Below are 21994 nucleotides of genomic sequence, written 5' to 3'. Positions count from 1 at the left end.
CTCTTGACCGTTTGCGGGGCTACCGTGGACTCGAGTCGGTCTGACGGTGGACCGTGATATGCGGAGGAAATCAATGAACAAGGCAGAATTGATCGATGTTCTGACCGAGAAGCTCGGTTCGGACAGGCGCACCGCGACGGACGCTGTCGAGCACATCGTCGACGCGATCGTTCGCGCCGTACATGCCGGCAACAGCGTCACCATCACCGGTTTCGGTGTCTTCGAGCAGCGTCGTCGCGCGGCTCGTGTTGCTCGCAACCCGCGGACGGGTGAGACCGTCAAGGTCAAGCCGACGTCGGTTCCGGCGTTCCGTCCGGGTGCTCAGTTCAAGGCGGTCATTGCCGGGACACAGAAGCTTCCGGCGAGCGGTCCGGCAGTCAAGCGTGGTGCCGCTGCTGCAGTGAAGAAGGCTGCCGCGGCGAAGAAGGCCGCGAAGAAGACCACGGCGGCCAAGAAGACCACGGCGGCCAAGAAGACCACCGCAGCCAAGAAGACCACCGCAGCCAAGACCACGGCGGCCAAGAAGACCACCGCGGCCAAGACCACGGCAGCCAAGAAGACCACGGCAGCGAAGAAGACCACCGCGGCCAAGACCACGGCAGCCAAGAAGACCACGGCAGCCAAGAAGACCACCGCGGCGAAGAAGGCTCCGGCCAAGACCACGGCGGCAGCGAAGAAGACCACCGCGGCGAAGAAGGCTCCGGCCAAGAAGACCACGGCGGCAGCGAAGAAGACCACCGCGGCGAAGAAGGCTCCGGCCAAGAAGACCACGGCGCGCAAGGCCGCAGGCAAGAAGTAGGCCTGTCCGGTATCTGATCGGCCCGTCCACTGCGGGCTGAGTCCTCCGGCGGCTATCGGGAGATCCGGTAGCCGCCGGAGGTGTATCCGGCGGAAGTCGAGTACCGGGATTCGCGTCGGCGAATTCCAGTAGCGCTCAGGGACGATCGGATGCGAACGGAGTGTCCAGATATTCGGCCGCAACGAGCTTCCCGTCGTGGAACGACAGGACCCACGTGCTCGCCTTACGGGTACGTCCCTCGGGGAGGTCGAATCCCGACTTTTCCGCCCACCACTGGAGCAGGCCCGGAATCACGCCGCCCTGACTGCACAGGACGGGTACCTTCCCGTTCTCGATGACCTCCGCAATCCGTTTGTGAGCGAGCGAGGGATCGGCTGCGTAATCCTCTTCCGAGAGCATCGGCTCCAGAGCGATTTCGAGATCGAGGTGATCAGCGAGCGGCTCGATGGTCTCGATACACCGCGTACGGTCTGCGGAGAAGACGGCATCGGCGCCGAACGCGGACAGCTGGGGTACAAGTGCCGCGGCCTGTCGCAGACCCTTTTCCTCGAGCGGGCGGGCCCGGTCGTCGCCGTCGTAGTCCTTACGACTACCCGCCTTGGCGTGGCGTACCAGGAGCACTGTCCGAGTATCGGGAGGCAACTCCAGGAACCGGCGCAATACAGTGTGATCCATCGAGTACGACAGCTCGTCGAAGGCGATATCGGGCGAAACCCATCGGAGTATGTCCACTTCGTCGTTCGGGACGAACTCGCCCGAGGTGCACCGCGCGGTCCAGTAATCGACCTGCTTGCGCTGATCCGTACCGGGCATCGGATAGGTGACACGTCCGAGGCCACGTCCGAGCTCGGCCCGGAATCCGGTCTCCTCCTCGGTTTCCCTCAGCGCCGCAATGATCGCCGTCTCCCCGGGGTCGAGTTTGCCTTTCGGGAGAGTCCAGTCGTCGTACCTCGGCCGGTGGACCATGGCCAACTCCAGGCCGCTCGCGCTCGGCCTCCAGAGCAGCGTCCCCGCCGCGAAAATGTCCGTGGGTGACGAATTGTCCGATGCCTCGGCCACCTGTCCTCCGTTCACGAGGTGCGAATTCTCATGAGCTCGACCTGATGGTCGCGCGCGGCGGTTCCCGGCGCGGGGCTCGCGGACCAGACACCATCGGATTCCAAAGTCCAGCATCGAGTTGCAGGATCCAGCGCCGAGTCGAAGATCTGACCCAGCTGCAAGCACAGTTGGGGATCCTTCACCTGGACCATGACTTCGACGCGGCGGTCGAGATTTCGGTGCATCATGTCGGCGCTGCCGATCCAGAACTCGTTGCTGCCACGGAAATGAAGGATGCGGGAGTGCTCGAGGAATCGTCCCAGAATGGAGCGTACGGTGATGTTCTCGCTCAACCCCGGCACACCCGGCTGAAGCGCACAGATACCGCGAACGACGATCTCCACGGAGACGCCGGCACGTGAAGCGCGGTACAGCGCGTCGATGACCTGTTCGTCGACGAGCGCGTTGGCCTTGAGGCGGATTCCGGTGGGCTTGCCTGTCGCGTGATGCTCGATCTCGCGCTCGATGCGCTCGATGATGCCCTTCCGAACGCCGTGCGGAGCGACGAGGAGGTTGCGGTACTGCGCCTTTCGGGAGTACCCGGTGAGCGTATTGAACAGATCGGTCAGGTCGGAACCGATCTCGGGTGAGCATGTGAGAAGACCCACATCCTCGTACAGACGAGCAGTTTTCGGATTGTAGTTGCCTGTGCCGATGTGGCAGTAGCGCCGGATCGTCGACCCCTCACGGCGCACCACGAGCGAGGTCTTGCAGTGTGTCTTGAGGCCCACCAGCCCGTACACCACGTGCACGCCTGCCTGCTCGAGCTTGCGAGCCCACTGGATGTTCGCCTGCTCGTCGAACCTCGCTTTGATCTCGACAAGCGCGACGACCTGTTTGCCTGCCTCCGCTGCGGCGATGAGTGCATTGACGATGGGGGAGTCTCCGGAAGTGCGATACAGCGTCTGCTTGATGGCCAGCACCTGGCTGTCGGCAGCCGCCTGTTCGATGAAGCGTTGCACGCTCGTCGAGAACGACTCGTACGGATGATGAACGAGCACGTCGCCCTCACGCAGTGTCGAGAACACGCTCTTCGGGGTTTCGCGTTCACCGAAGGCCGGGTGGGTCGCGGGCACGAACGGAGCATCCTTGAGATCCGGGCGGTCCACAGCGTGCACCTGCCAGAGACTGGACAGATCGAGCAGACCCGGCAGTTGCACTACATCGGACGGATCCACATCGAGCTCTCGCAGCAGCAATTCGAGCATGTGCTCGGTCATGTCGTCGGAGACCTCGAGGCGCACGGGAGACCCGAAGCGCCGGCGCGCGAGTTCACGTTCGAGGGCCTGCAGCAGATCTTCGTCGCGATCCTCCTCGACATCGAAATCCGCGTTACGGGTGACTCGGAAGGCGTGGTGCTCGACGACCTCCATGCCGGGGAACAGAACGTCGAGGTGCGCAGCGATCAGTTCTTCCAGCGGGAGGAAGGCCGGAATCCGGTGTGACGTGTCGACCTGGTCGACCCGGACATAGCGGTCGACGTTGTCGGGGACCTTCACGCGTGCGAAATGCTCGCCCGCTGAATTCAGGTCTTTCACAGTGACAGCAAGATTCAAGCTCAACCCGCTGATATACGGGAACGGGTGGGCCGGGTCCACGGCGAGCGGGGTCAGGACGGGAAAGATCTGCTCGGCGAAATATCGTGTCAACCGCGTCTTCTGGGGCTCGTCCAGATCCGACCAACGGATGATCGAGATGCCTTCGGCGGCAAGAGCGGGAAGCACCGATTCGAGGAAGACCTGGGCCTGGCGGCCGGCGAGCTCCTGTGTGCTCGACGCTATCAATGCGAGTTGTGCCCTCGGCGACAGGCCGTCGGCGGAGCGTACCGACAGCCCTGTTTCCGCGCGCCGTTTGAGGCCTGCGACACGCACCATGTAGAACTCGTCGAGATTGGACGCGAAGATCGCCAGGAACTTGGCTCGCTCGAGCAACGGTATCGATTTGTCCTCGGCGAGTGCGAGTACTCGCGCATTGAAATCGAGCCAGCTCAGTTCGCGGTTGAGGTATCGGTCGGCCGGGAGTCCCTCCGTGCCGAGCGTGCGATGTTCGGCTGCGGCGGGCGGGGCGGCGGGTGTTGCGGTGCCTCGCACTGGTCGGGAAACGGCGCGGGCGGGGACTGCATCTTCGAATCCGACATTCGAGTCGGTGGTATCGCCGTGGGTCACTACCTCATTGTTGCAGGAACACCGTGGATCCGTGACCACACCGTCGTCGGTGCTCGCCGTTCCGTCGATCGTGTGCCGTCGGGGTGGCGGTGCGGTGCGTCGCAAGGACGATCGGCAATCGATCCGGCTCACCCGCAACGGGTTCAGCATCCGAGGCAACCGGAAGCTGTGCTCGGTGGGGAGTGTGACTCGTCGGAACAAGAACTCACTGAGGTGACGTGTAGCGCTGCGGCAGGAATCCCGGTTGTTCGAGGCCGGGAGGACGTCACTCAGTGGACGCCGGGAGACCGCTCCGTGAGCGCGAACCCGATCCGGTCCAGAACTCGGCTCGTGGCATCGCCGGTGCCGAGCCGGACGGCGGCCTCGAGATCGTCGAGGGTATCGACGTCCAAACGCAATCCGTCCAGAGGTTCCGTCAGAGCCCTTGCCCCGGACCGGACGTGTCGTCGTGCGGAGTCGATACCGAACATCGGCTCGAGCGGGCGACCAGGCGTGCATTGGAACAGCGCAGCAGTTCCGTCTCCGGTGTGGTCCGCGACGATCGCTCTGCCGAACCGCCTCGATTCGGTGAGCGCGGCCGCGAGTTCCGATGATCGCAACGCCGGAAGATCCGCATGGAGCGCGACGAGATCGGTTTCGGGTGATTGCGCGCGGATGCGTGCCGCTGCGACCCCGAGCGCCGCGTTGAGGGGATCGGATTCCCCCCGGTAGGCAGGATCGGGCAGGACTCGTGCGCCGTGCGCGAACGCGACCTCGGTCGCGACCGGATCCGACGTCACCACGGTCGCGACGGAACCGGGTAACTCCAGTGCTGAGGCAAGGGTGTCGATGAGCATCGCAACAACCAGGTCGGAGCGCGTGGCCGGGTCGAAGACGTGCGCGAGCCGCGTCTTCGCCAGGCCCAAGGCCTTGACGGGGACGAGCACGTGCACAGCAGTCATGTCGTGGATTCTGCCAGTTCCGCCACCGGATGCATCCCGGCGTCCCGTCTCGCGGTGCACCCATCCCGTTTGGGCGATACTGGACGCACCCGTGGTGGAGACATGCATCCGGCGGGGCCGTGATGCGGTGAGACGACAGCGCGGCGAGACGACTGCGCAACGAGACGAATGAGGGGGACCGTGTGACCAAAGCGGCGATTCTGGGGGCGGGTTCATGGGGGACGGCGTTCGCGAAAGTTCTCGCCGAGGCGGGTACCGACGTGACCGTCTGGGCGCGTCGGGAGGAGATGGCACGTGCGATCGACGAGCGGCACGAGAATCCCGACTACCTCCCCGGTGTCCGTTTGCCCGCGACCCTGTCGGCGACCTCCGATCACCGGGCGGCGCTGGACGGAGCCGACTTCGTCGTCCTCGCAGTCCCGTCCCAGGCGCTGCGCAGCAATCTCGCCGAGTGGCGGGACGACATCGACTCGGGCACGACCCTACTCAGTCTCGCGAAAGGGATCGAGAGCGGCACGCTGATGCGGATGAGCCAGGTGATCGGTCAGGTCACGGGGGCGGAACCGAACCGGATCGCGGTGCTGTCCGGGCCGAATCTCGCGCGTGAGATCGCCGCGGGTCAACCCGCAGCCACGGTGATCGCGTGCCCCGATTCCACCCGCGCAATGCAGATTCAGAAGTCCTCTGCCACAGGTTATTTCCGTCCCTACACGAACACGGACGTCGTCGGGTGCGAGATCGGCGGCGCGTGCAAGAACGTGATCGCACTCGCGTGCGGGATGGCTGCCGGTGTGGGGCTGGGAGACAACACGGTGGCGAGCATCATCACCCGCGGCCTGGCCGAGATCATCCGCCTCGGAACCGCGCTCGGGGCGAAGCCTGCGACGTTGGCGGGTCTGGCGGGGGTGGGTGATCTCGTCGCCACCTGCACCTCGCCGCTCTCGCGCAACCGCACCTTCGGTGAGCGGCTCGGTCGGGGCGGGACCCTCGAGAGTGCGCAGGAGGCGACGCACGGCCAGGTGGCCGAAGGAGTCAAATCCTGCACATCGGTGCGGGAACTCGCCGCCAGTTACGATGTCGAGATGCCTCTCACGGATGCCGTGCACCGCGTCTGCCACGAGGGTATGTCGGTTCAGGACGCGATCGGGTTGCTGCTCGGCCGCCGCATCAAGCCGGAGTGACCCGATGCTCGGAGATTCGACCCGCTGTGTCGAAGCTGTTGCCGTAGAAGGTGTTCCGGGAGATCCGTTGCAACCCGGCCCGGTGCTCGCGGCGCCGTATCGACTCGGTGAGGACGAAAGCGCCGCGTCGGACACCTACGCCCGCGCGTCGAACCCCGGGTGGCGCCACCTCGAACGGGCGCTCGCGAGCCTCGAGGGCGCGTCGTCGGCTCGCGTCGTCGGCTCCGGAATGTCCGCGATCACCGTCGCGCTCCGTTCGCTCGCGTGCCCCGGCGGAGTGGTCGTGGTCCCGTCGGACGGGTACTACCAGGTTCGCAAGTACGCGCGTGACTGTCTCGAACCGTTCGGTGTGGTGGTCCGCGAGCTATCTGTGTCCGAGTTCGGTGACGGCACACTCACCGCAGTGCTCGCGGACGCGCACGCGGGTGCGCTGGTTCTCGTCGAGACTCCGTCCAACCCGGGACTCGACACCGTGGACCTCACTGCGACGGCGGCGACGTGCCGTGCGGTAGGCGCCCTTCTCCTCGTCGACAACACCACCGCCACACCGCTCGGACAACAACCGCTCGGTCTCGGTGCGGACGTCGTGGTCGCGAGCGGTACCAAATCACTCAGCGGACACAGTGATCTCCTGTTCGGATACATCGCGGTGCGTGACGATGCGCTGCTTCCACGGCTCGACCGTGAACGGTTGCTGTCGGGGACGGTGTTGGGGCCGTTCGAGACCTGGCTCGCCCATAGGAGTCTCGGAACGGCAGGTCTGCGCTTCGAGCGACAGTGCGCAAACGCGCAGGCCATCGCGCAGATGTTGGCCGAGCATCCCGCTGTCGCGGACGTGCGCTATCCGGGCCTGCCGACGGATCCGGCCCACCCGGTTGCTGCGGCGCAGATGCGCAGGTTCGGCCCGCTCGTGACCTTCCTACTGGACGACTCCGACTGCTTCCACCGGTTCGTTCGAAGGTCGGAGTTGGTGGTCTCTGCAACCAGCTTCGGAGGCATCCATACAACAGCGGATCGGCGCGCCCGCTGGGGCGATCCGGTACCCCCGGGGTTCGTGCGCCTATCGTGCGGTATCGAGGACACCGAGGATCTGCTCTCCGATCTCGACGTGGCGCTGCGCACCTCGTGAACGACGGGAAACCGGCTGGGGCGAGGACCGGTCCTACCGGTACCGTGTGTGCCGTGAGTAACCCCCGCACCCGGGTGGCTGTCGTGTTCGGCGGCCGCAGCAACGAACATTCCGTCTCCTGCGTCTCGGCAGGCAGCGTCCTCCGCAACCTGGATCCCGACCTCTACGAAGCCGTCCCGGTCGGGATCACCGAGGACGGTGCCTGGGTACTCGCAAGCTCGGATCCGGAGAAGCTCGCGATGGCCGGGCGCGAACTGCCCGTCGTCGACACGACCGGTTCCGCACTTGTGCTCACCGCCGACCCGACCCGAAGCGGCGACCTCGTGGCCCTCGACGAAGGTGACTTCGGCAAGGTGTTCGCATCGGTCGACGTCGTTTTTCCCGTGTTGCACGGCGCCAACGGCGAGGACGGCACCCTCCAAGGTCTGTTGGAGCTTGCAGGAATTCCGTACGTCGGGCCGGGCGTTCTCGCCAGTGCGGCGGGTATGGACAAGGAATTCACCAAGAAGTTGCTCGCAGCCGAAGGTCTGCCGGTGGGCTTTCAGATCGTCCTCCGCCCAGGGGTCGCGACGCTCACCGACGAGCAGAAGGACAGCCTCGGCCTGCCCGTGTTCGTCAAGCCCGCGCGTGGTGGATCATCGATCGGTATCAGCCGAGTAACCGACTGGCCGTCGTTCGACGCCGCAGTGGACAAGGCACGCCTGCACGATCCGAAGGTCATCGTCGAGTCGGCGATCGTCGGCCGCGAGGTCGAATGCGGCGTCCTCGAGTTCCCCGATGGAGAAGTCCGGGCCAGCGTCGTCGCCGAGATCCGCATGCCGGATTCGTCGGGCAACCACGAAGCGTTCTACGACTTCGACACCAAGTACCTCGACGACGTGTGTGAATTCGACGTCCCGGCCAAGCTCGACGATGAGATCTCCGCCGAGATCCGCGACCTGGCGGTGCGTGCCTTCCGCGCACTCGACTGCCAGGGACTCTCCCGGGTGGACTTCTTCGTCACCGAGGACGGTCCGGTGATCAACGAGATCAACACCATGCCCGGATTCACCTCGATCTCGATGTATCCGCGGATGTGGGAGGCTGCAGGCATCGACAACCGCGAACTCGTCTCGACGCTGATCCGCACTGCACTCGCTCGGGGAACCGGGCTGCGCTGACCATCGACCCGGATCCGGTACCGCCGGCGATCCGGTACGGCCGGCCTGTCGGCTCCGTCACCGACGCGACTACGCTGTGGTCATGACTGCCGTGACCCCTGACTCCACCGCATCCGATTCCGCGGAAGCCCAGGCGATCGACACACGCGAAGCGGTACACGCTGCCGCACGCGCCGCCCGTGTCGCCTCCCGGCGTCTCGCCCTCCTCACCACCGCGCAGAAGGACGCTGCGCTCCACGCCGCAGCCGATGCAGTTCTCGCGGCATCGGATGCGGTTCTCGCGGCCAACGCGGTCGACATCGACACGGCGCGTGCGGGCGGTACCGAAGAGTCGCTCCTCGATCGACTGCGCCTGACCGAGGCTCGTATCGAGGGCATCGCATCGGGTCTGCGTCAGGTCGCGGGGCTGCCCGATCCGGTCGGCGAAGTGGTGCGCGGTTCCACGTTGCCCAACGGCCTCGAACTCCGCCAACTCCGTGTGCCACTCGGCGTGGTGGGCATGGTCTACGAGGCGCGGCCGAATGTCACCGTCGACGCGTTCGGTCTAGCTCTCAAGTCGGGCAACGCAGCGTTGTTGCGCGGCTCGTCGTCCGCGGCACACTCGAATGCGGCGCTTGTCGAGGCGCTGCGGAATTCGCTCGCCGCTCAGGGACTCCCCGAGGATGCCGTGCAGTTGCTGCCGAGCGCCGACCGGTCGTCGGTGACGCATCTGATCCAGGCCCGCGGGCTCGTCGACGTGGTCATCCCGCGCGGCGGCGCCGGCCTGATCGCGGCCGTGGTCCGCGACGCGACGGTGCCCACCATCGAAACCGGTGTGGGCAACTGCCACGTGTACATCCACTCTGCCGCCGACCTGGAGATGGCCGAGAAGATCGTCGTCAACGCGAAGACACGGCGTCCGAGTGTGTGCAACACCGTCGAGACGATCCTCGTGGACAAGGCCATCGCCGACACCGCGGTGCCGAAGCTGTTGCAGGTGCTGCAATCCCACAGCGTCACCGTGCACGGCGACCTGCCCGGACTGGTGCCTGCAACCGAGGACGATTGGACCCAGGAGTACCTCACGCTCGATGTGGCGCTCGCGCTCGTCGACGATCTCGAGGCCGCAGTCGGGCATATCGACACGTACGGCACCGGCCACACAGAAGCGATCGTCACGTCGGATCTCGCTGCGGCCCGAGAGTTCACCGCTCGTGTCGATGCGGCGGCCGTGATGGTCAATGCCTCCACCGCGTTCACCGATGGTGAGCAGTTCGGGTTCGGTGCGGAGATCGGCATCTCCACTCAGAAACTGCATGCTCGGGGCCCGATGGGACTGCCCGAACTCACCTCTACGAAATGGGTGGTGTGGGGCGACGGCCACACGCGTCCCGCCTGACCAGCCCGATCAGCACGACGACCGATCAGCACGACGAAAGGACACAGCGTGGATCGTGCGCTGCCGACCACTCCGCCGATCTTCGCGGACGTCCAGGACGTGATCGACCGGCTCGCCGAGACCGGCTACCTCGCCGACAAGGCCACGGCCACGTCGGTGTTCCTCGCCGACCGGCTCGACAAGCCGCTGCTCATCGAAGGCCCCGCCGGCGTCGGCAAGACCGAACTGGCGAGGGCCGTTGCGCAGACCTCCGGTGCCGAACTGGTCCGGCTGCAGTGCTACGAGGGTGTCGACGAATCCCGCGCGCTCTACGAGTGGAACCACGCGAAACAGATTCTCCGTATCCAGTCGGCGGGCGCCGACGCCGCAGCAGACGGATCGTGGGATTCGACGAAGGAGGACGTCTTCTCCGAGGAGTTCCTGCTGTCGCGTCCCCTGCTCACCGCGATCCGGCGCGACGACCCGACGGTGCTACTGATCGACGAGGTCGACAAGGCCGACGTCGAGATCGAGGGCTTGCTCCTCGAGGTACTCAGCGACTTTGCCGTGACGGTCCCCGAACTCGGCACCATCCGGGCGTCCCGTAAGCCGTTCTCGGTCCTGACGTCCAACGCGACCCGCGAATTGTCCGAGGCCCTCAAGCGGCGATGCCTCTTCCTCCACCTCGATTTCCCGGATGCCGATCTGGAACGAAGGATCCTCGCGAGCCGGGTCCCCGAGCTGTCCGAAGCGGTCGCCGAGCAACTCGTCCGCACCGTCCATGTGTTGCGCGGCATGCAGCTCAAGAAAGTGCCATCGGTCGCCGAGACGATCGATTGGGGCCGGACGTTGCTCGCACTGGGGATGGACACCCTCGATGATGCGGCCGTACGCACCACTCTCGGGGTCGTCCTCAAGCATCGGTCCGATCAGGACCGTGCGGCAGCCGAGCTCCGGCTGAACTGACATGGCCGACGCACCGACATCCGGTCCGGGTGCAGCGCTGCGGGCCCCGTACGGCATTCCAGGTCATCTCGTCGGATTCGTCGAGGCACTGCGTCGTCGCGGCATCGCGGTGGGTCCGTCCGAGACTGTCGATGCAGGGCAGGTCATGTCGGTGATAGACCTGCTCGACCGGGAAATCCTCCGTGAAGGGCTGGCGTGCACACTCTTGCGTCGGCCGACCCACCGCCCGACCTTCGACGCGTTGTTCGATCTGTGGTTCCCCGCCGCGACCGGCAGGCGTGGCGCCGACGGTGCAGAGTTCACGTTGCCTCGAACGCCCTCCGGCGAGATCGACCTCGAGGCGGTCCGCGACCTGATCGCCGAACTCCTCGCCGACGATTCCCCGGACGCGCTTGCCGCGACCGAGATGCTCACCGCACAGCTCGTCGAAGCGCTCGGCCAGTACAAATCGTCGAACGGGCCGTCGTTCTCGGCGTACCAGACTCTGCGCGACGTCTCCCCGGAGACTCTGCTCACTCGAATTCTCGAGGGGCTCCTCGGCAACGGGTCCCGCGACGACCGCGACAGCGGTGACTACGAGACCGAGGTCGCGCGGCAGACCGCCGCACGCCGGATCGCCGACTTCCGGGCGATGATCGAACGGGAAACGCGCCGTCGCACCGCCGAACAACTCGGTCGCGAGCGAGTCGAGAAGTACGGGGTTCCGAAACTCGCGGAAGAAGTCGATTTCCTGCGCGCGTCCGACTCGGAGCTCGTTGCGTTGCGCCGACAGGTGATGCCGCTCGCACGTCTGCTCGCGAGCCGGCTCGCCGCGCGGCGCCGCCGGAGTCGCGCCGGTGCCATCGATCTGCGACGCACGCTGCGCAAGTCGATGTCAACAGGTGGTGTGCCTATCGATCTGGTCAATCGCAAGCCCCGCCCCGCGCGACCGGAACTCGTCGTCCTGTGTGATGTCTCAGGCTCGGTCGCGGGGTTCTCGCACTTCACGCTGCTGCTGGTCCACGCACTGCGCGAGCAGTTCTCGCGCGTCCGGGTGTTCGCGTTCATCGACACCACCGACGAGGTGACCCATCATTTCGCCGCAGGCATCGACCTCGGGACAGCGATGTCGCAGATGCTCCGCGAAGCGGAGCTGATCACATACGATGGCCACTCCGACTACGGCAACGCCTTCGCCACCTTCAACGAGAGGCACGCGCACAGCCTCACCAGCCGCAGTTCCCTCCTGATCCTCGGAGACGGGCGGAACAACTACCGCAACCCCAACCTCGATGCCCTCGGGCACATGGTCCAGGTGGCGCGGCACGCGCACTGGCTCAACCCGGAGCCGCGTGGGCAATGGGGCGCCGGGGACTCGGCAGCGCGGGTGTACAGCGAGGTCATCACCATGCACGAATGCCGTTCGGCGAAACAATTGGCCGAGGTGGTGGCTGCTCTGCTGCCGGTCTGATCGGACGGCCCCGCGGGCGCATGCCGGTCGTTCACCGCCGGGGCGCCCGGCCCCTGGCACCGCCGGCTGCGGGAGAAATCCCCGGTCAGTCATAGCGTGACGGACGTCAACCCGTAAGCTGGACAACCGTGCCTCAGCCATCCGACCGACACCCGGGGTCCCCGCGACGCCTGGGCGTGATGGGCGGAACATTCGATCCCATCCACAACGGTCACCTCGTCGCCGCGAGCGAGGTCGCCGCCAGATTCGGTCTCGACGAGGTGATCTTCGTACCGACCGGCCAGCCATGGCAGAAATCGGGTCGGCGAGTCAGCGCCGCCGAAGACCGGTACCTGATGACCGTCGTCGCGACCGCGTCGAACCCCCGATTCACGGTCAGCCGCGTCGATATCGATCGCGGTACTGCGACCTACACCGTCGATACGCTTCGCGACCTGCGAGAACAGTATCCGGACTCGGAACTGTATTTCATCACCGGCGCTGATGCCCTCGCCTCGATCCTGTCATGGCAGGACTGGCCGACGTTGTTCGAGCTCGCACGTTTCGTGGGGGTCTCCCGCCCCGGCTACGACCTCAGCGTGGAACACCTCGCCCCGCACCTCGAGGGACTTCCGGCCGAAGCGGTGAGCCTCGTCGAGATCCCGGCGCTGGCAATCTCCTCGACGGACTGCCGTACCCGAGTCAACAATCACCGTCCGGTCTGGTATCTCGTGCCCGACGGTGTGGTGCAGTACATCAGTAAGCGTCACCTCTATGTGGATGCACCCACATCGAACCACGTGAACACCGAGAGAAAGAGCACCTAGTGAGCGCAACGGCAGAAGCCCTCGAGATGGCCCGGATCGCGGCCCTCGCGGCAGACGAAAAGCTGGCGACCGACGTCGTAGTGCTCGACGTGTCGGAGCAACTGGTGATCACCGATTGCTTCGTCATCGCATCGGCCCCCAATGAGCGTCAGGTCAATGCGATCGTCGACAACGTCGAGGAGAAGCTGCGCGACGCCGGGCACAAGCCGGTCCGTCGCGAGGGCACACGTGAAGGACGCTGGACCCTGCTCGACTACATCGACGTCGTCGTTCACATCCAGCACGAGGAAGAGCGCAACTTCTACGCCCTCGAGCGTCTGTGGAAGGACTGTCCGACGGTCCCGGTCGACGGAATCGGCGGCCCGCGTTCCGCGGCGGACGACGATACGGGGCGTGAGTGAGTGCGCCGGTGCGGGTGCGGCACTTGATCATGCTGCGCCACGGACAGACCGAGTACAACGCAACCAGCCGGATGCAGGGCCAGCTCGACACCGACCTGTCGGACCTCGGTCGTCGCCAAGCGCTGGCGGTGTCCCACACGGTTGCCGCTTTCGATCCGATCACGATCGTCTCGTCGGATCTGCGACGTGCCTACGACACCGCAACGACGATCGGCGATCGCTCAGGGCTGCCGGTCGAGATCGATCCCCGGCTGCGTGAAACACACCTGGGACAGTGGCAGGGGTTGACCCACGCCGAGGTCGATGCGAGCCACCCGGGCGCGCGTGCGCAGTGGAGAGGAGATGCGACGTGGGCGCCGCCGGGCGGTGAGAGCCGCGAGGACGTCGCCCGACGAAGCCGGCCCGTCGTCGACGAGCTGCTCGCCAAGCACGAGCAGTGGAGCGACCGGCCGATCGTGCTCGTCGCACACGGTGGGTTGATCGCCGCGCTGACCGCGTCGTTGCTCGACCTGCCGGTCGAGCGATGGCCGGTTCTCGGGGGGCTGGGGAACACCGGCTGGGTGCAGCTCAGCGGCTACGGTGATTCGCCGACCTGGCGGCTCGATGTATGGAACGCGTCGGCAACGGTGTCGCCCGATGACGCTCTCTGAATCCGGAACGGCCGCGCCGAGGCCCTCGCTGCTGGTGATAGGCGACTCCCTCAGCTATTACGGGCCCAAAGGCGGCCTACCGGCCGACGATCCGCGAATCTGGCCCAATCTCACGGCAGCCGCCCTCGGGTGGGACGTCGACCTCATCGCACGCATCGGCTGGACCACCCGTGACGCATGGTGGGCGATGACACAGGATCCCCGCGTGTGGGCTGCCATTCCACGCGCCGGTGCGGTCGTACTCGCTGTCGGCGGGATGGACACGTTGCCGTCGCCGTTGCCCACGGCCCTGCGGGAAAGCATGCGCTATGTCCGGCCTGCCTCGCTGCGGAGGACCGTGCGTACCGCATACGGCTGGGCCCAACCGCGGTTGTCACCGCTCGGTTGGCCGGTCGCGCTTCCTCCTCGGGTGAGTGTCGAGTATCTCGAAACCATCCGGGAATCCCTCGCGTACATGCGACCGGACCTGCCGGTGATCGGGACATTGCCGTCCGTCCATGACAGCGAGCAGTACCGGTCGGTGCATCGTGGGCGGCGCCCTGCTGCCCGTGCGATTTCACGGTGGGCCGACGAAAAGTCGGTTCCCCTGGTCGATCTCGGCGAAGCCGTACGCGAGAACGTCTTCTCGGACGAGGCGAACCCCGACGGAATCCATTGGGGATGGGACGGGCACCGCAAGGTTGCCGAGGCGATGATCGACGCGGTGCGGATGGCTCGTCCGGATGCGCATCCCGCCTCCGACGGCATACGGTAGGTGCCGTGTCAGTAGTGGTGGTCACCGACTCGTCGTGTTGTCTCGATCCGGAGATGTCGGAGCGATACGACATCCGGATCGTTCCCCTGCACGTGATCTCCGAGGGGGGGGATTTTCGCGAGGGTATCGATGAGCTTCCCGAAGATCTGTCGGGAGTGACCACGTCCGGCCCGTCGCCGGCCGAACTGCTCGAGGTCTACTCGCGTGCACTCGACGACAGCGACGGCGACGGGGTAGTGGCGGTACACCTGTCGCGACTGCTGTCGGGCACCTGGGAGGCTGCGAAGCACGCCGCCGACTCGCTCGGCGATCGGGTGCGGCTGATCGATTCACAGAACACCGCGATGGGTTTGGGATTTGCCGCACTCGAAGCGGCGCGTGCGGCCGAACTCGGCGCCGATCTCGACGAGGTGTACTCGCGTGCAGTCGAGGTGGCAGCATCCGGACGGACTCTGCTGGTGGTCGACCGACTCGACCACCTGCGCCGCGGCGGTCGCATCGGTACGGCCACCGCACTGCTCGGCACGGCTCTTGCGATGAAACCCGTTCTCCATCTCGTCGACGGGAAACTCGTGCTGCGTGAGAAGACTCGGACGATGACGAAGGCGCTTTCGAAACTGGTCGACGGAATCGTCGCCGAGGCCGGGCCCGCCCCACTCCTCGCGGTGCATCATCGTGGAGCACCCGAACGCGCAGATCTGCTGGCGGAGCAACTTTCCGAGCGGATCCCCGACGCGTCCGAACTCCTCATCTGTGAGATCGACGGAGTGCTCGGTGCACACGTCGGTCCGGGGGCGATCGGGATCGTCGTGGCACAGCGCTGACCGGACGGTTATCCACAGCTGCTCCATCCATCCACAGATTTCGCGTCACGGTGGTCCGCGAGCGCTTCACCGCCCGGGCCGGCGTTAGCGTCACGGCATGGGCAGCGACGGAGACCTCGCGAGAACGCGGCTGGATGCCATCGTGCGATCCGAGACGATCGGTCGGGCCGGGAACGACGACCAGGACGAGCTCGACGACCTGTTCACAGACCGTTCGCGACCTGATGAGGCCGGTGAGTCACTGAGCGTCCTCGAGCGGATGCGTACGGCGCGCTGGGACGCCGGCCGCGGTGGTGGTAAGGCGCTCGCAGCGGTGGCGGTTGTGGCAGTTCTCGTCGCGGTCGTCGTCGTGTGGCGGGACCGTCCGGTACCCGAATCCGTTCCGCCGCTGCCTGCTGTCGAAGTGCTCGCGACGTCGTCGCATGCTCCGGTGCCCGAGCAGCAGGCGGAGGTGGTGGTGAGTGTGGTCGGGCTCGTGACCCAGCCGGGATTGGTGCACCTGAGCCAGGGCGCCCGAGTCGCGGATGCACTCGAAGCGGCGGGCGGCGCCGGTGAAGGCGCAGACCTACTCGGTCTGAACCTCGCTCGGCGGGTGGCCGATGGCGACCAGATTGTCGTCGGAGTGGCGCCGCCGCACCCGGTTCCCGAAGGCAGCGCGGTGTCCGGGACGGGAGGCGGTGTTGCGGATGGGGCCGATGGTGAACCTGGGCAGGGCCAGAATCCGTTGAATCTCAACACGTCCGACGAAGCTGCCCTCGATGCGCTGCCCGGTGTGGGTCCTGTCACCGCAGCGGCGATCGTCGCGTGGAGACGCGACAACGGACCGTTCACCGACGTAGAGCAGCTCTCCGAGGTGGATGGGATAGGCCCCGCCAGACTGGCCCGGTTACGCGAGTTGGTGGCCGTGTGACCGCACCGGTCTCCGTGGACGCCCGACTCCTGCCGTGCACCCTCGCGGTGTGGGCTGCAACCCTGATCGGTCTCTGTTGGGGTTGGCGGATCTCGGTGCTCGTGGCCGCGCTTGCCGCGGTGGGGGCACTGGTCGTCGCACTATTGGCGGCGGGTACGGGAGCCCCGTCTCGGCGAACGCGCAGGGGGCGTTCGTCGACACGGGGCCCGGTGCTGCGGGGAGTGGTCGTCGTTCTGGTCGTCACTGCAGGATGCGGCGCTGCTGTCGCCGTGCGGATGTGGTTCGTCGAGAACCATCCGCTCGCGACGGCACCGGCCGATGCCTGGACCACCGCAGTGGTGGAACCGACCGATGATCCACGGTTGATTCGGAGTTCACCGTTCGGTGGTGAACCACAGGTGCGTGTTCCTGTCGCGATACGCCACGTGACGCTGGGCGGTGAGTCGATGGCAGTCGGGGGCTCAGCGGTGGTATTCGCTCCCGCGGGTGGTTGGGAAAATCTGTTGCCGGGGCAGCGAGTCACCATGCGGGGCAGGGTATCCGAGAATGTGGCCTCGGGAGGCATGGATCCGGGGACCTCGGTGGCGGTCCTCCGGGCCGACGGCGCACCGCGCGCGACGGAAGCGCCTTCGGCTCTTGCGGAATGGGCAGCCGGCATCCGGGAGGATCTGGCCGAGGTGTCGGCACGAGCGCTGAGTCCTTCTGCGGCCGGACTGTTCCCAGGACTGATCGTCGGTGATACGAGCCGACTCCCGGACGACGTGCGCGAGGACTTCCGAGTGTCGGGTCTGACACACCTGACGGCGGTGTCCGGTGCGAACGTCAGTATCCTGCTCGGGGCGATTCTGTTGCTGGTCAGGTTCGTCGGAATAGGCCCGCGGACGGGCGCTGTCCTGGCGGGTACGGCACTGGTGCTGTTCGTGATCGTCGTGCGTCCGTCGCCGAGCGTGTTGCGTGCCGCGGCGATGGGAGGGGTCGCGCTCCTGGCGCTCGTCGCGGGGAGGCAGAGGCAGGCACTTCCCGCACTGTGCACGGCAATCGGGCTTCTGGTGCTGGTGTGGCCGGACCTCGCGGTCGACGTGGGATTCGCGTTGTCTGCATCGGCCACCGCCGGACTCGTGCTCATTGCGCCGGTCTGGGTCGCGTCGATGCAGGCGCGTGGATGGCCCCGGGCGGTGGCCGAGGTGTGCGCGGTATCGTGCGCGGCGTACATCGTGACCGCACCGATCCTCGCAGCTGCGACGGGGACCGTCAGTGTCGTGGCGGTGGCCGCGAATATTCTGGTGACGCCGGTGCTTGCGCCGCTGACCGTTCTCGGTTCGCTCGTGGCAGTGTGCGCGCCGGTGGTCCCAGGTGCCGCCGAGTTCCTCGCGCGGGGCGCAGCACCGATGCTGTGGTGGCTCATTGCCGTCGCCGCTCGCGCAGCATCAGTGCCCTCGGCGGAGTTCTCGCTGCCGGACGGGCCTTGGGGGGCGGCGGTGGTCTGCTGCGCGGCTTTTGCTGGCTGTGTCCTCCTGCGTTACAAGAGAATTCGGTATCCTGCCGGTGTCGCGGCGGCCTCGGTGCTCGCGGTGTGGATTCCCGTACGCCTGTTCGCCCCCGGCTGGCCGGCGAACGAGTGGGTGTTCGCGGCCTGCGATGTGGGGCAGGGCGACGCAGTGGTGCTCGCTGCCGGTGACGGTACTGCGGTGGTCGTGGATTCGGGGCCGGAGGCCACACCGGTGGATCGGTGCCTTCGACGATTGCATATCGACTCGGTGCCGGTCGTGATCGTCTCGCACCTGCATGCCGATCACATGGGTGGTGTGCGCGGGGTGTTGCAGGGTCGCAGGGTGGGGGAGGTGATCGTCGGCCCGGGTGCGATGGGCCGAGACACGGTGGCAGACCTGACCGACCAGGCCACCGAGTTCGGAGTGCGAATCCGAGAGGCGGCGGCCGGGGAGGTACTGCGCGTCGGTTCGGTGACGATCCGGATCCTCGGTCCCCCCGCTGAACGCTCCGGCGATTCGGAGAACGACCTTTCGCTGGTGATGGTTGCCGAGACAGCAGTGGGACGCATCCTGCTTCCGGGTGACGCGGAGGCACCCGCACTCGACGCGTTGATGCGCAACGGGGTCGATGTGCGCGCCGACGTCCTCAAGGTTCCTCACCACGGCTCGCGGACGACGTCGGAAGCCTTCCTGGCCGCGGTACGCCCCCGCGTCGCGGTGATCAGCGCGGGACGCGACAACACGTTCGGGCATCCGCACCTCGAGATCGTCGAGGCCCTGCACGAGGTGGGCTCCCGGATACTGCGTACCGACCTGCACGGAGATATTGCCGTGGTGCGTGCCGGGTCCGGGGCGCTGGCCGTAGTGTCGGACTCACGTGGCACGATCGGTCCGTGAGCGACACACCCCTGCACCTGGTTCTCGGCGACGAAGAACTCCTGGTCGACCGCGCGGTCACGAAGATCATCGCGACGGTACGGGCCCGCAGCGGTGCAGGCGCAAATCTTCCGGTCTCGCGGTTGCGCGCAGGGGATGCGGGCGTTCCGGAACTGGCCGAACTTCTGAGTCCGTCACTGTTCGCCGAAGACCGGGTGGTCATCCTCGAATCCGCCGCCGACGCAGGCAAAGATGCGGTGACCCTGATTCTCGACGCGGCTGCAGCACCCCCTGACGGGGTCACCCTGGTCATCCTGCACACCGGTGGAGGACGCACGAAGGCGATGGTGGGGGCGCTGCAGAAGTGCGGTGCCGAAGAATATGCGTGCCAGGTCCCCGGCAAGGCAGGGGAGCGCGCGAAATGGGTGCGCGCATTCGTGCACCAGGAGTTCCAGGCGGCCGGCGTGCGGGTTGCAGGAGACGTCGAACAACTCGTGATCGACGCGGTCGGCTCCGAGCTACGCGAACTCGCGGCGGCATGCAGTCAGCTGGTGGCCGATACCGGCGGCAAGATCGACGCGAACGCGGTCCGCCGCTACTACTCGGGTAAAGCCGAAATCACCGGATTCGACGTTGCCGAGAAGGCAGTGGCAGGAGATCTCCCCGGAGCGATGGAAGCGTTGCGATGGGCGATGCACCGGGGCGTCGCACATGTCCTGCTGGCCGATGCCCTCGCCGATGCTGTGCACACCATCGCGAAAGTGGGATCGGCCGGACGGGGAGATCCGTTCTCCATGGCGTCGGGGCTCGGCATGCCGCCGTGGAAGGTCAAGAAGGCGCAGGGGCAAGCGCGTCGGTGGGCACCGGAATCGATCGGAACCGCACTCGGGGTGGTCGCGGCACTCAACGCCGATGTCAAGGGTGCGGCAGCCGACGCCGACTATGCGGTGGAGTCCGCGGTCCGTACCATCGCGGAATTGGTCGCCTGACGACCCGCCACCGATACGACCGAAGGCCGCACCTCCGAAAAGGTGCGGCCTTGTGTCAGCAGAGCTTGCGTCCTCTACCTCGGAGCTGAGGGCTCAGAGCTTGTTGGCAAGCTTCGCGAGAGCAGACTTCTTGTTCGCAGCCTGGTTGGCGTGGATGACGCCCTTGCTGGCTGCTTTGTCGAGCTGACGGCTGGTGGCGACGAGGAGCTCGTTGGCCTTGTCCTTGTCTCCAGCGGCCGCGGCCTCGCGGAACGAACGGATCGCAGTGCGCAGCGAGGACTTCACCGACTGGTTCCGGAGCCGGTTGCGCTCGTTGGTGCGAATCCGCTTCACCTGGGACTTGATGTTGGCCACGCGTAAAATCCTGTCGTCTTGCTGGTAGTTGATAGGAAAGCTCTGGGTGCGCTAGGGCACGACGGTCGACGATACCAGCGTTGGCCGTCAATGCCCAAACCGATCCGACAGTATCGCCCCGGCGCTCCGGCGATCTGTGGGGCGAAAAATGTTGTCTATCTCACAACAAGGGTGCGAGTCGGCCACGCGTCACAGGTATCGGCGTGACACTGACGGCATGACGTCAGAACATGAAACTGCCCAGGAGGCGGCCGGTCCGAACGACTTCTCGGATGTCAGGAAGTACATCGCTGAAGCCATCGGCACATTCGTGCTCGTATTCTCCGCAGTCGGAACTGCAGTGTTCGCCGGAGCGAAAGTCGGCAACCTCGGCGTTGCGCTCGCGTTCGGTCTGACGCTGCTCTTCCTCGTCTACACGATCGGCCCGATCTCGGGATGCCACGTCAATCCGGCGGTCACGTTGGGCCAGCTCATCGTCGGGCACGTCACGCCCGTTCGCGCTGTCGGATATTGGATCGCTCAGGTCGTGGGCGGTCTCATCGCCGGTGTCACGATCTTCGCGGTCGCGTCGTCACTGCCATCCTACGACCGGGCAGCCGACGGACTGGGAGCGAACGGATGGGGCCCGCACAGCCCCTCCGCGATCGAGGGACCACTCGGCGGAGTCATCGAGAACGGATACGGAATCGGCGCCACGATGATCATCGAGATCCTGCTCACCGGCCTGCTGGTCTTCGTGGTGCTCGCCAGCACCGATCAGATCTCCGATGTGCTCAACGCGGGACTCGCGATCGGATTCTCACTTGCGGTGATCCACCTGATCGCCATCCCGATCGACAACACCTCGGTCAACCCGGCACGCAGTCTTGCAGTGGCGTTCTATCAAGACGGTGCGCTTGCGCAGCTGTGGCTGTTCATCGTGTTCCCGCTCATCGGAGGCGCGCTCGGTGCGCTCGTCTACACGTTGTTGTTCGGCCGTAATCAGGGATTGCGCGCCTCGTAGAACAGCAGCCCGCTGTCCTGAACTGTATGTCCGGCTTTCCAGGCCCAGTCCTTCTAGGCCCAGTCGAAATCCGCGCGGAGGCGCGATGCGACCCGATCGAAACGGGAACGCTCGAGGATCGCGCCTTCGCGGCGGATGCCGTCTTCCGGAACATCCAGGATGCGGTCGAGTCGGATCCAGCTCGGTCGGTTCTCGCGATCCCACGGGCCTGTGCCGATCCCGACCCAATCGGGGTGTCCGTCGCGGTCGCCGTTGGACGAGAGCATCAGGCCGAGCAGCGTCGAACCTTCGCGCCCCACGACGAGGACGGGACGGTCCTTGCCTTGGCTCGCATCTTCTTCGTACTCCACCCACGTCCAGACGATCTCGCCGGGATCGGCGTTTCCGTCGAGATCGGGTGAATACTCGATCGTGCGGGCACGCTGCGCCGTCGGGCTGGTACGAGAAGCCACGGGACGACCGGGAGTAGGTGCGGGCGCAGCTCGGCCGGAGTCCTGAGTCAGTGCACCCTTCGCGCGGTCGAGTGCTCCCGACTGCTGCAACTGCTTGTACAGCCGCGGGCCGTGTTCGACCGCAAGACGTCCGAGTTGCTTGCCCATTTGCATCCACTTGCCAGCCACGATCGGCCAGTGTAACCACGCTTCCGAGCATGAGCAGTCGTGCGGGTACACACGAGGTACCTACCTGTCGG

22 protein-coding genes are annotated in these 21994 nt (G+C 66.1%); 17 read left to right on the top strand and 5 right to left on the bottom strand.

The features are described from left to right. Positions 1 to 73 precede the first annotated feature (73 nt). Entirely contained in the window at positions 74 to 799 is a 726-nt protein-coding gene (locus tag MWU77_RS09075) for an HU family DNA-binding protein (protein ID WP_247273499.1), read from the top strand. 135 nt (positions 800 to 934) lie between these two features. Here MWU77_RS09075 and MWU77_RS09070 read toward each other — a convergent pair whose 3' ends face one another. Further along, the gene (locus MWU77_RS09070) at positions 935 to 1858 is read right to left on the bottom strand and encodes an NUDIX hydrolase (RefSeq protein ID WP_247273498.1); all 924 of its coding nucleotides are present in this window, start codon (positions 1856 to 1858) and stop codon (positions 935 to 937) included. A gap of 11 nt (positions 1859 to 1869) precedes the next feature. Next, positions 1870 to 4062, bottom strand: coding sequence for an RNA degradosome polyphosphate kinase (locus MWU77_RS09065; RefSeq protein WP_169686122.1), 2193 nt, complete (start codon positions 4060 to 4062; stop codon positions 1870 to 1872). Between the two features lie 31 nt (positions 4063 to 4093). Between MWU77_RS09065 and MWU77_RS09060 the strand changes: the two genes are divergently transcribed. Continuing rightward, positions 4094 to 4279 (top strand): hypothetical protein, encoded by a 186-nt coding sequence (locus MWU77_RS09060; RefSeq protein WP_169686124.1) that lies wholly within the window; start codon positions 4094 to 4096, stop codon positions 4277 to 4279. A gap of 52 nt (positions 4280 to 4331) precedes the next feature. Here the strand turns inward: MWU77_RS09060 and cofC are convergent, their stop codons facing one another. Next, positions 4332 to 5003 carry a 2-phospho-L-lactate guanylyltransferase gene (cofC, locus tag MWU77_RS09055; protein ID WP_169686126.1) on the bottom strand — a complete coding sequence of 224 codons (672 nt, stop codon included), beginning with the start codon at positions 5001 to 5003 and terminating at the stop codon, positions 4332 to 4334. Positions 5004 to 5185: 182 nt separating this feature from the next. Between cofC and MWU77_RS09050 the strand changes: the two genes are divergently transcribed. The 14 genes from MWU77_RS09050 (at position 5186) to holA (ending at position 19946) form a co-directional block, all read left to right on the top strand. After that, complete coding sequence (locus MWU77_RS09050; protein ID WP_169686128.1) at positions 5186 to 6184, top strand: NAD(P)H-dependent glycerol-3-phosphate dehydrogenase; 999 nt, start codon at positions 5186 to 5188, stop codon at positions 6182 to 6184. A gap of 4 nt (positions 6185 to 6188) precedes the next feature. After that, positions 6189 to 7313, top strand: coding sequence for a cystathionine gamma-lyase (locus MWU77_RS09045; protein ID WP_169686130.1), 1125 nt, complete (start codon positions 6189 to 6191; stop codon positions 7311 to 7313). 53 nt (positions 7314 to 7366) lie between these two features. Next, positions 7367 to 8473, top strand: coding sequence for a D-alanine--D-alanine ligase family protein (locus tag MWU77_RS09040; RefSeq protein WP_169686133.1), 1107 nt, complete (start codon positions 7367 to 7369; stop codon positions 8471 to 8473). An 82-nt stretch (positions 8474 to 8555) separates the two neighbouring features. Continuing rightward, positions 8556 to 9851 carry a glutamate-5-semialdehyde dehydrogenase gene (locus MWU77_RS09035; protein ID WP_169686135.1) on the top strand — a complete coding sequence of 432 codons (1296 nt, stop codon included), beginning with the start codon at positions 8556 to 8558 and terminating at the stop codon, positions 9849 to 9851. A gap of 48 nt (positions 9852 to 9899) precedes the next feature. Then, positions 9900 to 10796 (top strand): MoxR family ATPase, encoded by an 897-nt coding sequence (locus tag MWU77_RS09030; protein ID WP_169686137.1) that lies wholly within the window; start codon positions 9900 to 9902, stop codon positions 10794 to 10796. Position 10797: 1 nt separating this feature from the next. Continuing rightward, positions 10798 to 12246, top strand: coding sequence for a VWA domain-containing protein (locus tag MWU77_RS09025; protein WP_169686139.1), 1449 nt, complete (start codon positions 10798 to 10800; stop codon positions 12244 to 12246). 128 nt (positions 12247 to 12374) lie between these two features. Beyond that, positions 12375 to 13052, top strand: coding sequence for a nicotinate-nucleotide adenylyltransferase (gene nadD, locus MWU77_RS09020; protein WP_308198779.1), 678 nt, complete (start codon positions 12375 to 12377; stop codon positions 13050 to 13052). After that, on the top strand, positions 13052 to 13453 hold the full coding sequence (rsfS, locus tag MWU77_RS09015; RefSeq protein WP_169686141.1) for a ribosome silencing factor: 402 nt from the start codon (positions 13052 to 13054) through the stop codon (positions 13451 to 13453). Before nadD ends, rsfS begins: the two co-directional genes overlap by 1 nt. Before the next feature lie 29 nt (positions 13454 to 13482). Next, positions 13483 to 14103: a histidine phosphatase family protein gene (locus MWU77_RS09010; protein WP_169686841.1), complete on the top strand. Its 621-nt coding sequence runs from the start codon at positions 13483 to 13485 to the stop codon at positions 14101 to 14103. Beyond that, positions 14090 to 14857 carry a diglucosylglycerate octanoyltransferase gene (octT, locus tag MWU77_RS09005; protein WP_169686143.1) on the top strand — a complete coding sequence of 256 codons (768 nt, stop codon included), beginning with the start codon at positions 14090 to 14092 and terminating at the stop codon, positions 14855 to 14857. The genes MWU77_RS09010 and octT overlap by 14 nt, the downstream gene beginning before the upstream one ends. A 5-nt stretch (positions 14858 to 14862) precedes the next feature. Further along, positions 14863 to 15681 carry a DegV family protein gene (locus tag MWU77_RS09000; RefSeq protein WP_247273497.1) on the top strand — a complete coding sequence of 273 codons (819 nt, stop codon included), beginning with the start codon at positions 14863 to 14865 and terminating at the stop codon, positions 15679 to 15681. 97 nt (positions 15682 to 15778) lie between these two features. After that, positions 15779 to 16591, top strand: a complete 813-nt coding sequence (locus tag MWU77_RS08995; protein ID WP_247273496.1) for a ComEA family DNA-binding protein — start codon at positions 15779 to 15781, stop codon at positions 16589 to 16591. After that, positions 16588 to 18978: a DNA internalization-related competence protein ComEC/Rec2 gene (locus MWU77_RS08990; RefSeq protein ID WP_247273495.1), complete on the top strand. Its 2391-nt coding sequence runs from the start codon at positions 16588 to 16590 to the stop codon at positions 18976 to 18978. The genes MWU77_RS08995 and MWU77_RS08990 overlap by 4 nt, the downstream gene beginning before the upstream one ends. Beyond that, positions 18975 to 19946 (top strand): DNA polymerase III subunit delta, encoded by a 972-nt coding sequence (gene holA / locus MWU77_RS08985; RefSeq protein ID WP_247273494.1) that lies wholly within the window; start codon positions 18975 to 18977, stop codon positions 19944 to 19946. Before MWU77_RS08990 ends, holA begins: the two co-directional genes overlap by 4 nt. Before the next feature lie 93 nt (positions 19947 to 20039). Here the strand turns inward: holA and rpsT are convergent, their stop codons facing one another. Further along, positions 20040 to 20300 (bottom strand): 30S ribosomal protein S20, encoded by a 261-nt coding sequence (gene rpsT / locus MWU77_RS08980; protein WP_169686152.1) that lies wholly within the window; start codon positions 20298 to 20300, stop codon positions 20040 to 20042. 217 nt (positions 20301 to 20517) lie between these two features. Between rpsT and MWU77_RS08975 the strand changes: the two genes are divergently transcribed. Next, entirely contained in the window at positions 20518 to 21303 is a 786-nt protein-coding gene (locus MWU77_RS08975; RefSeq protein ID WP_169686154.1) for an aquaporin, read from the top strand. 53 nt (positions 21304 to 21356) lie between these two features. Here the strand turns inward: MWU77_RS08975 and MWU77_RS08970 are convergent, their stop codons facing one another. Further along, the gene (locus tag MWU77_RS08970) at positions 21357 to 21923 is read right to left on the bottom strand and encodes a type II toxin-antitoxin system PemK/MazF family toxin (protein ID WP_169686156.1); all 567 of its coding nucleotides are present in this window, start codon (positions 21921 to 21923) and stop codon (positions 21357 to 21359) included. Between the last annotated feature and the right edge of the window lie 71 nt (positions 21924 to 21994).

The organism is Rhodococcus sp. F64268, assembly GCF_023015605.1.
In the GTDB taxonomy this organism is placed as follows: domain Bacteria; phylum Actinomycetota; class Actinomycetes; order Mycobacteriales; family Mycobacteriaceae; genus Rhodococcus.
The sequence above is the reverse complement of the archived record's forward strand: the minus strand, read 5'-3'. Positions and strand labels throughout refer to the sequence as shown.

Coding starts and splice junctions, on each gene's coding strand:
- MWU77_RS08975 (WP_169686154.1), top strand. CDS start 20,518: ATGACGTCAGAACATGAAACTGCCCAGGAGGCGGCCGGTCCGAACGAC.
- MWU77_RS09025 (WP_169686139.1), top strand. CDS start 10,798: ATGGCCGACGCACCGACATCCGGTCCGGGTGCAGCGCTGCGGGCCCCG.
- MWU77_RS09045 (WP_169686130.1), top strand. CDS start 6,189: ATGCTCGGAGATTCGACCCGCTGTGTCGAAGCTGTTGCCGTAGAAGGT.
- octT (WP_169686143.1), top strand. CDS start 14,090: ATGACGCTCTCTGAATCCGGAACGGCCGCGCCGAGGCCCTCGCTGCTG.
- MWU77_RS09075 (WP_247273499.1), top strand. CDS start 74: ATGAACAAGGCAGAATTGATCGATGTTCTGACCGAGAAGCTCGGTTCG.
- MWU77_RS08995 (WP_247273496.1), top strand. CDS start 15,779: ATGGGCAGCGACGGAGACCTCGCGAGAACGCGGCTGGATGCCATCGTG.
- MWU77_RS09010 (WP_169686841.1), top strand. CDS start 13,483: ATGCTGCGCCACGGACAGACCGAGTACAACGCAACCAGCCGGATGCAG.
- MWU77_RS09035 (WP_169686135.1), top strand. CDS start 8,556: ATGACTGCCGTGACCCCTGACTCCACCGCATCCGATTCCGCGGAAGCC.
- cofC (WP_169686126.1), bottom strand. CDS start 5,003: ATGACTGCTGTGCACGTGCTCGTCCCCGTCAAGGCCTTGGGCCTGGCG.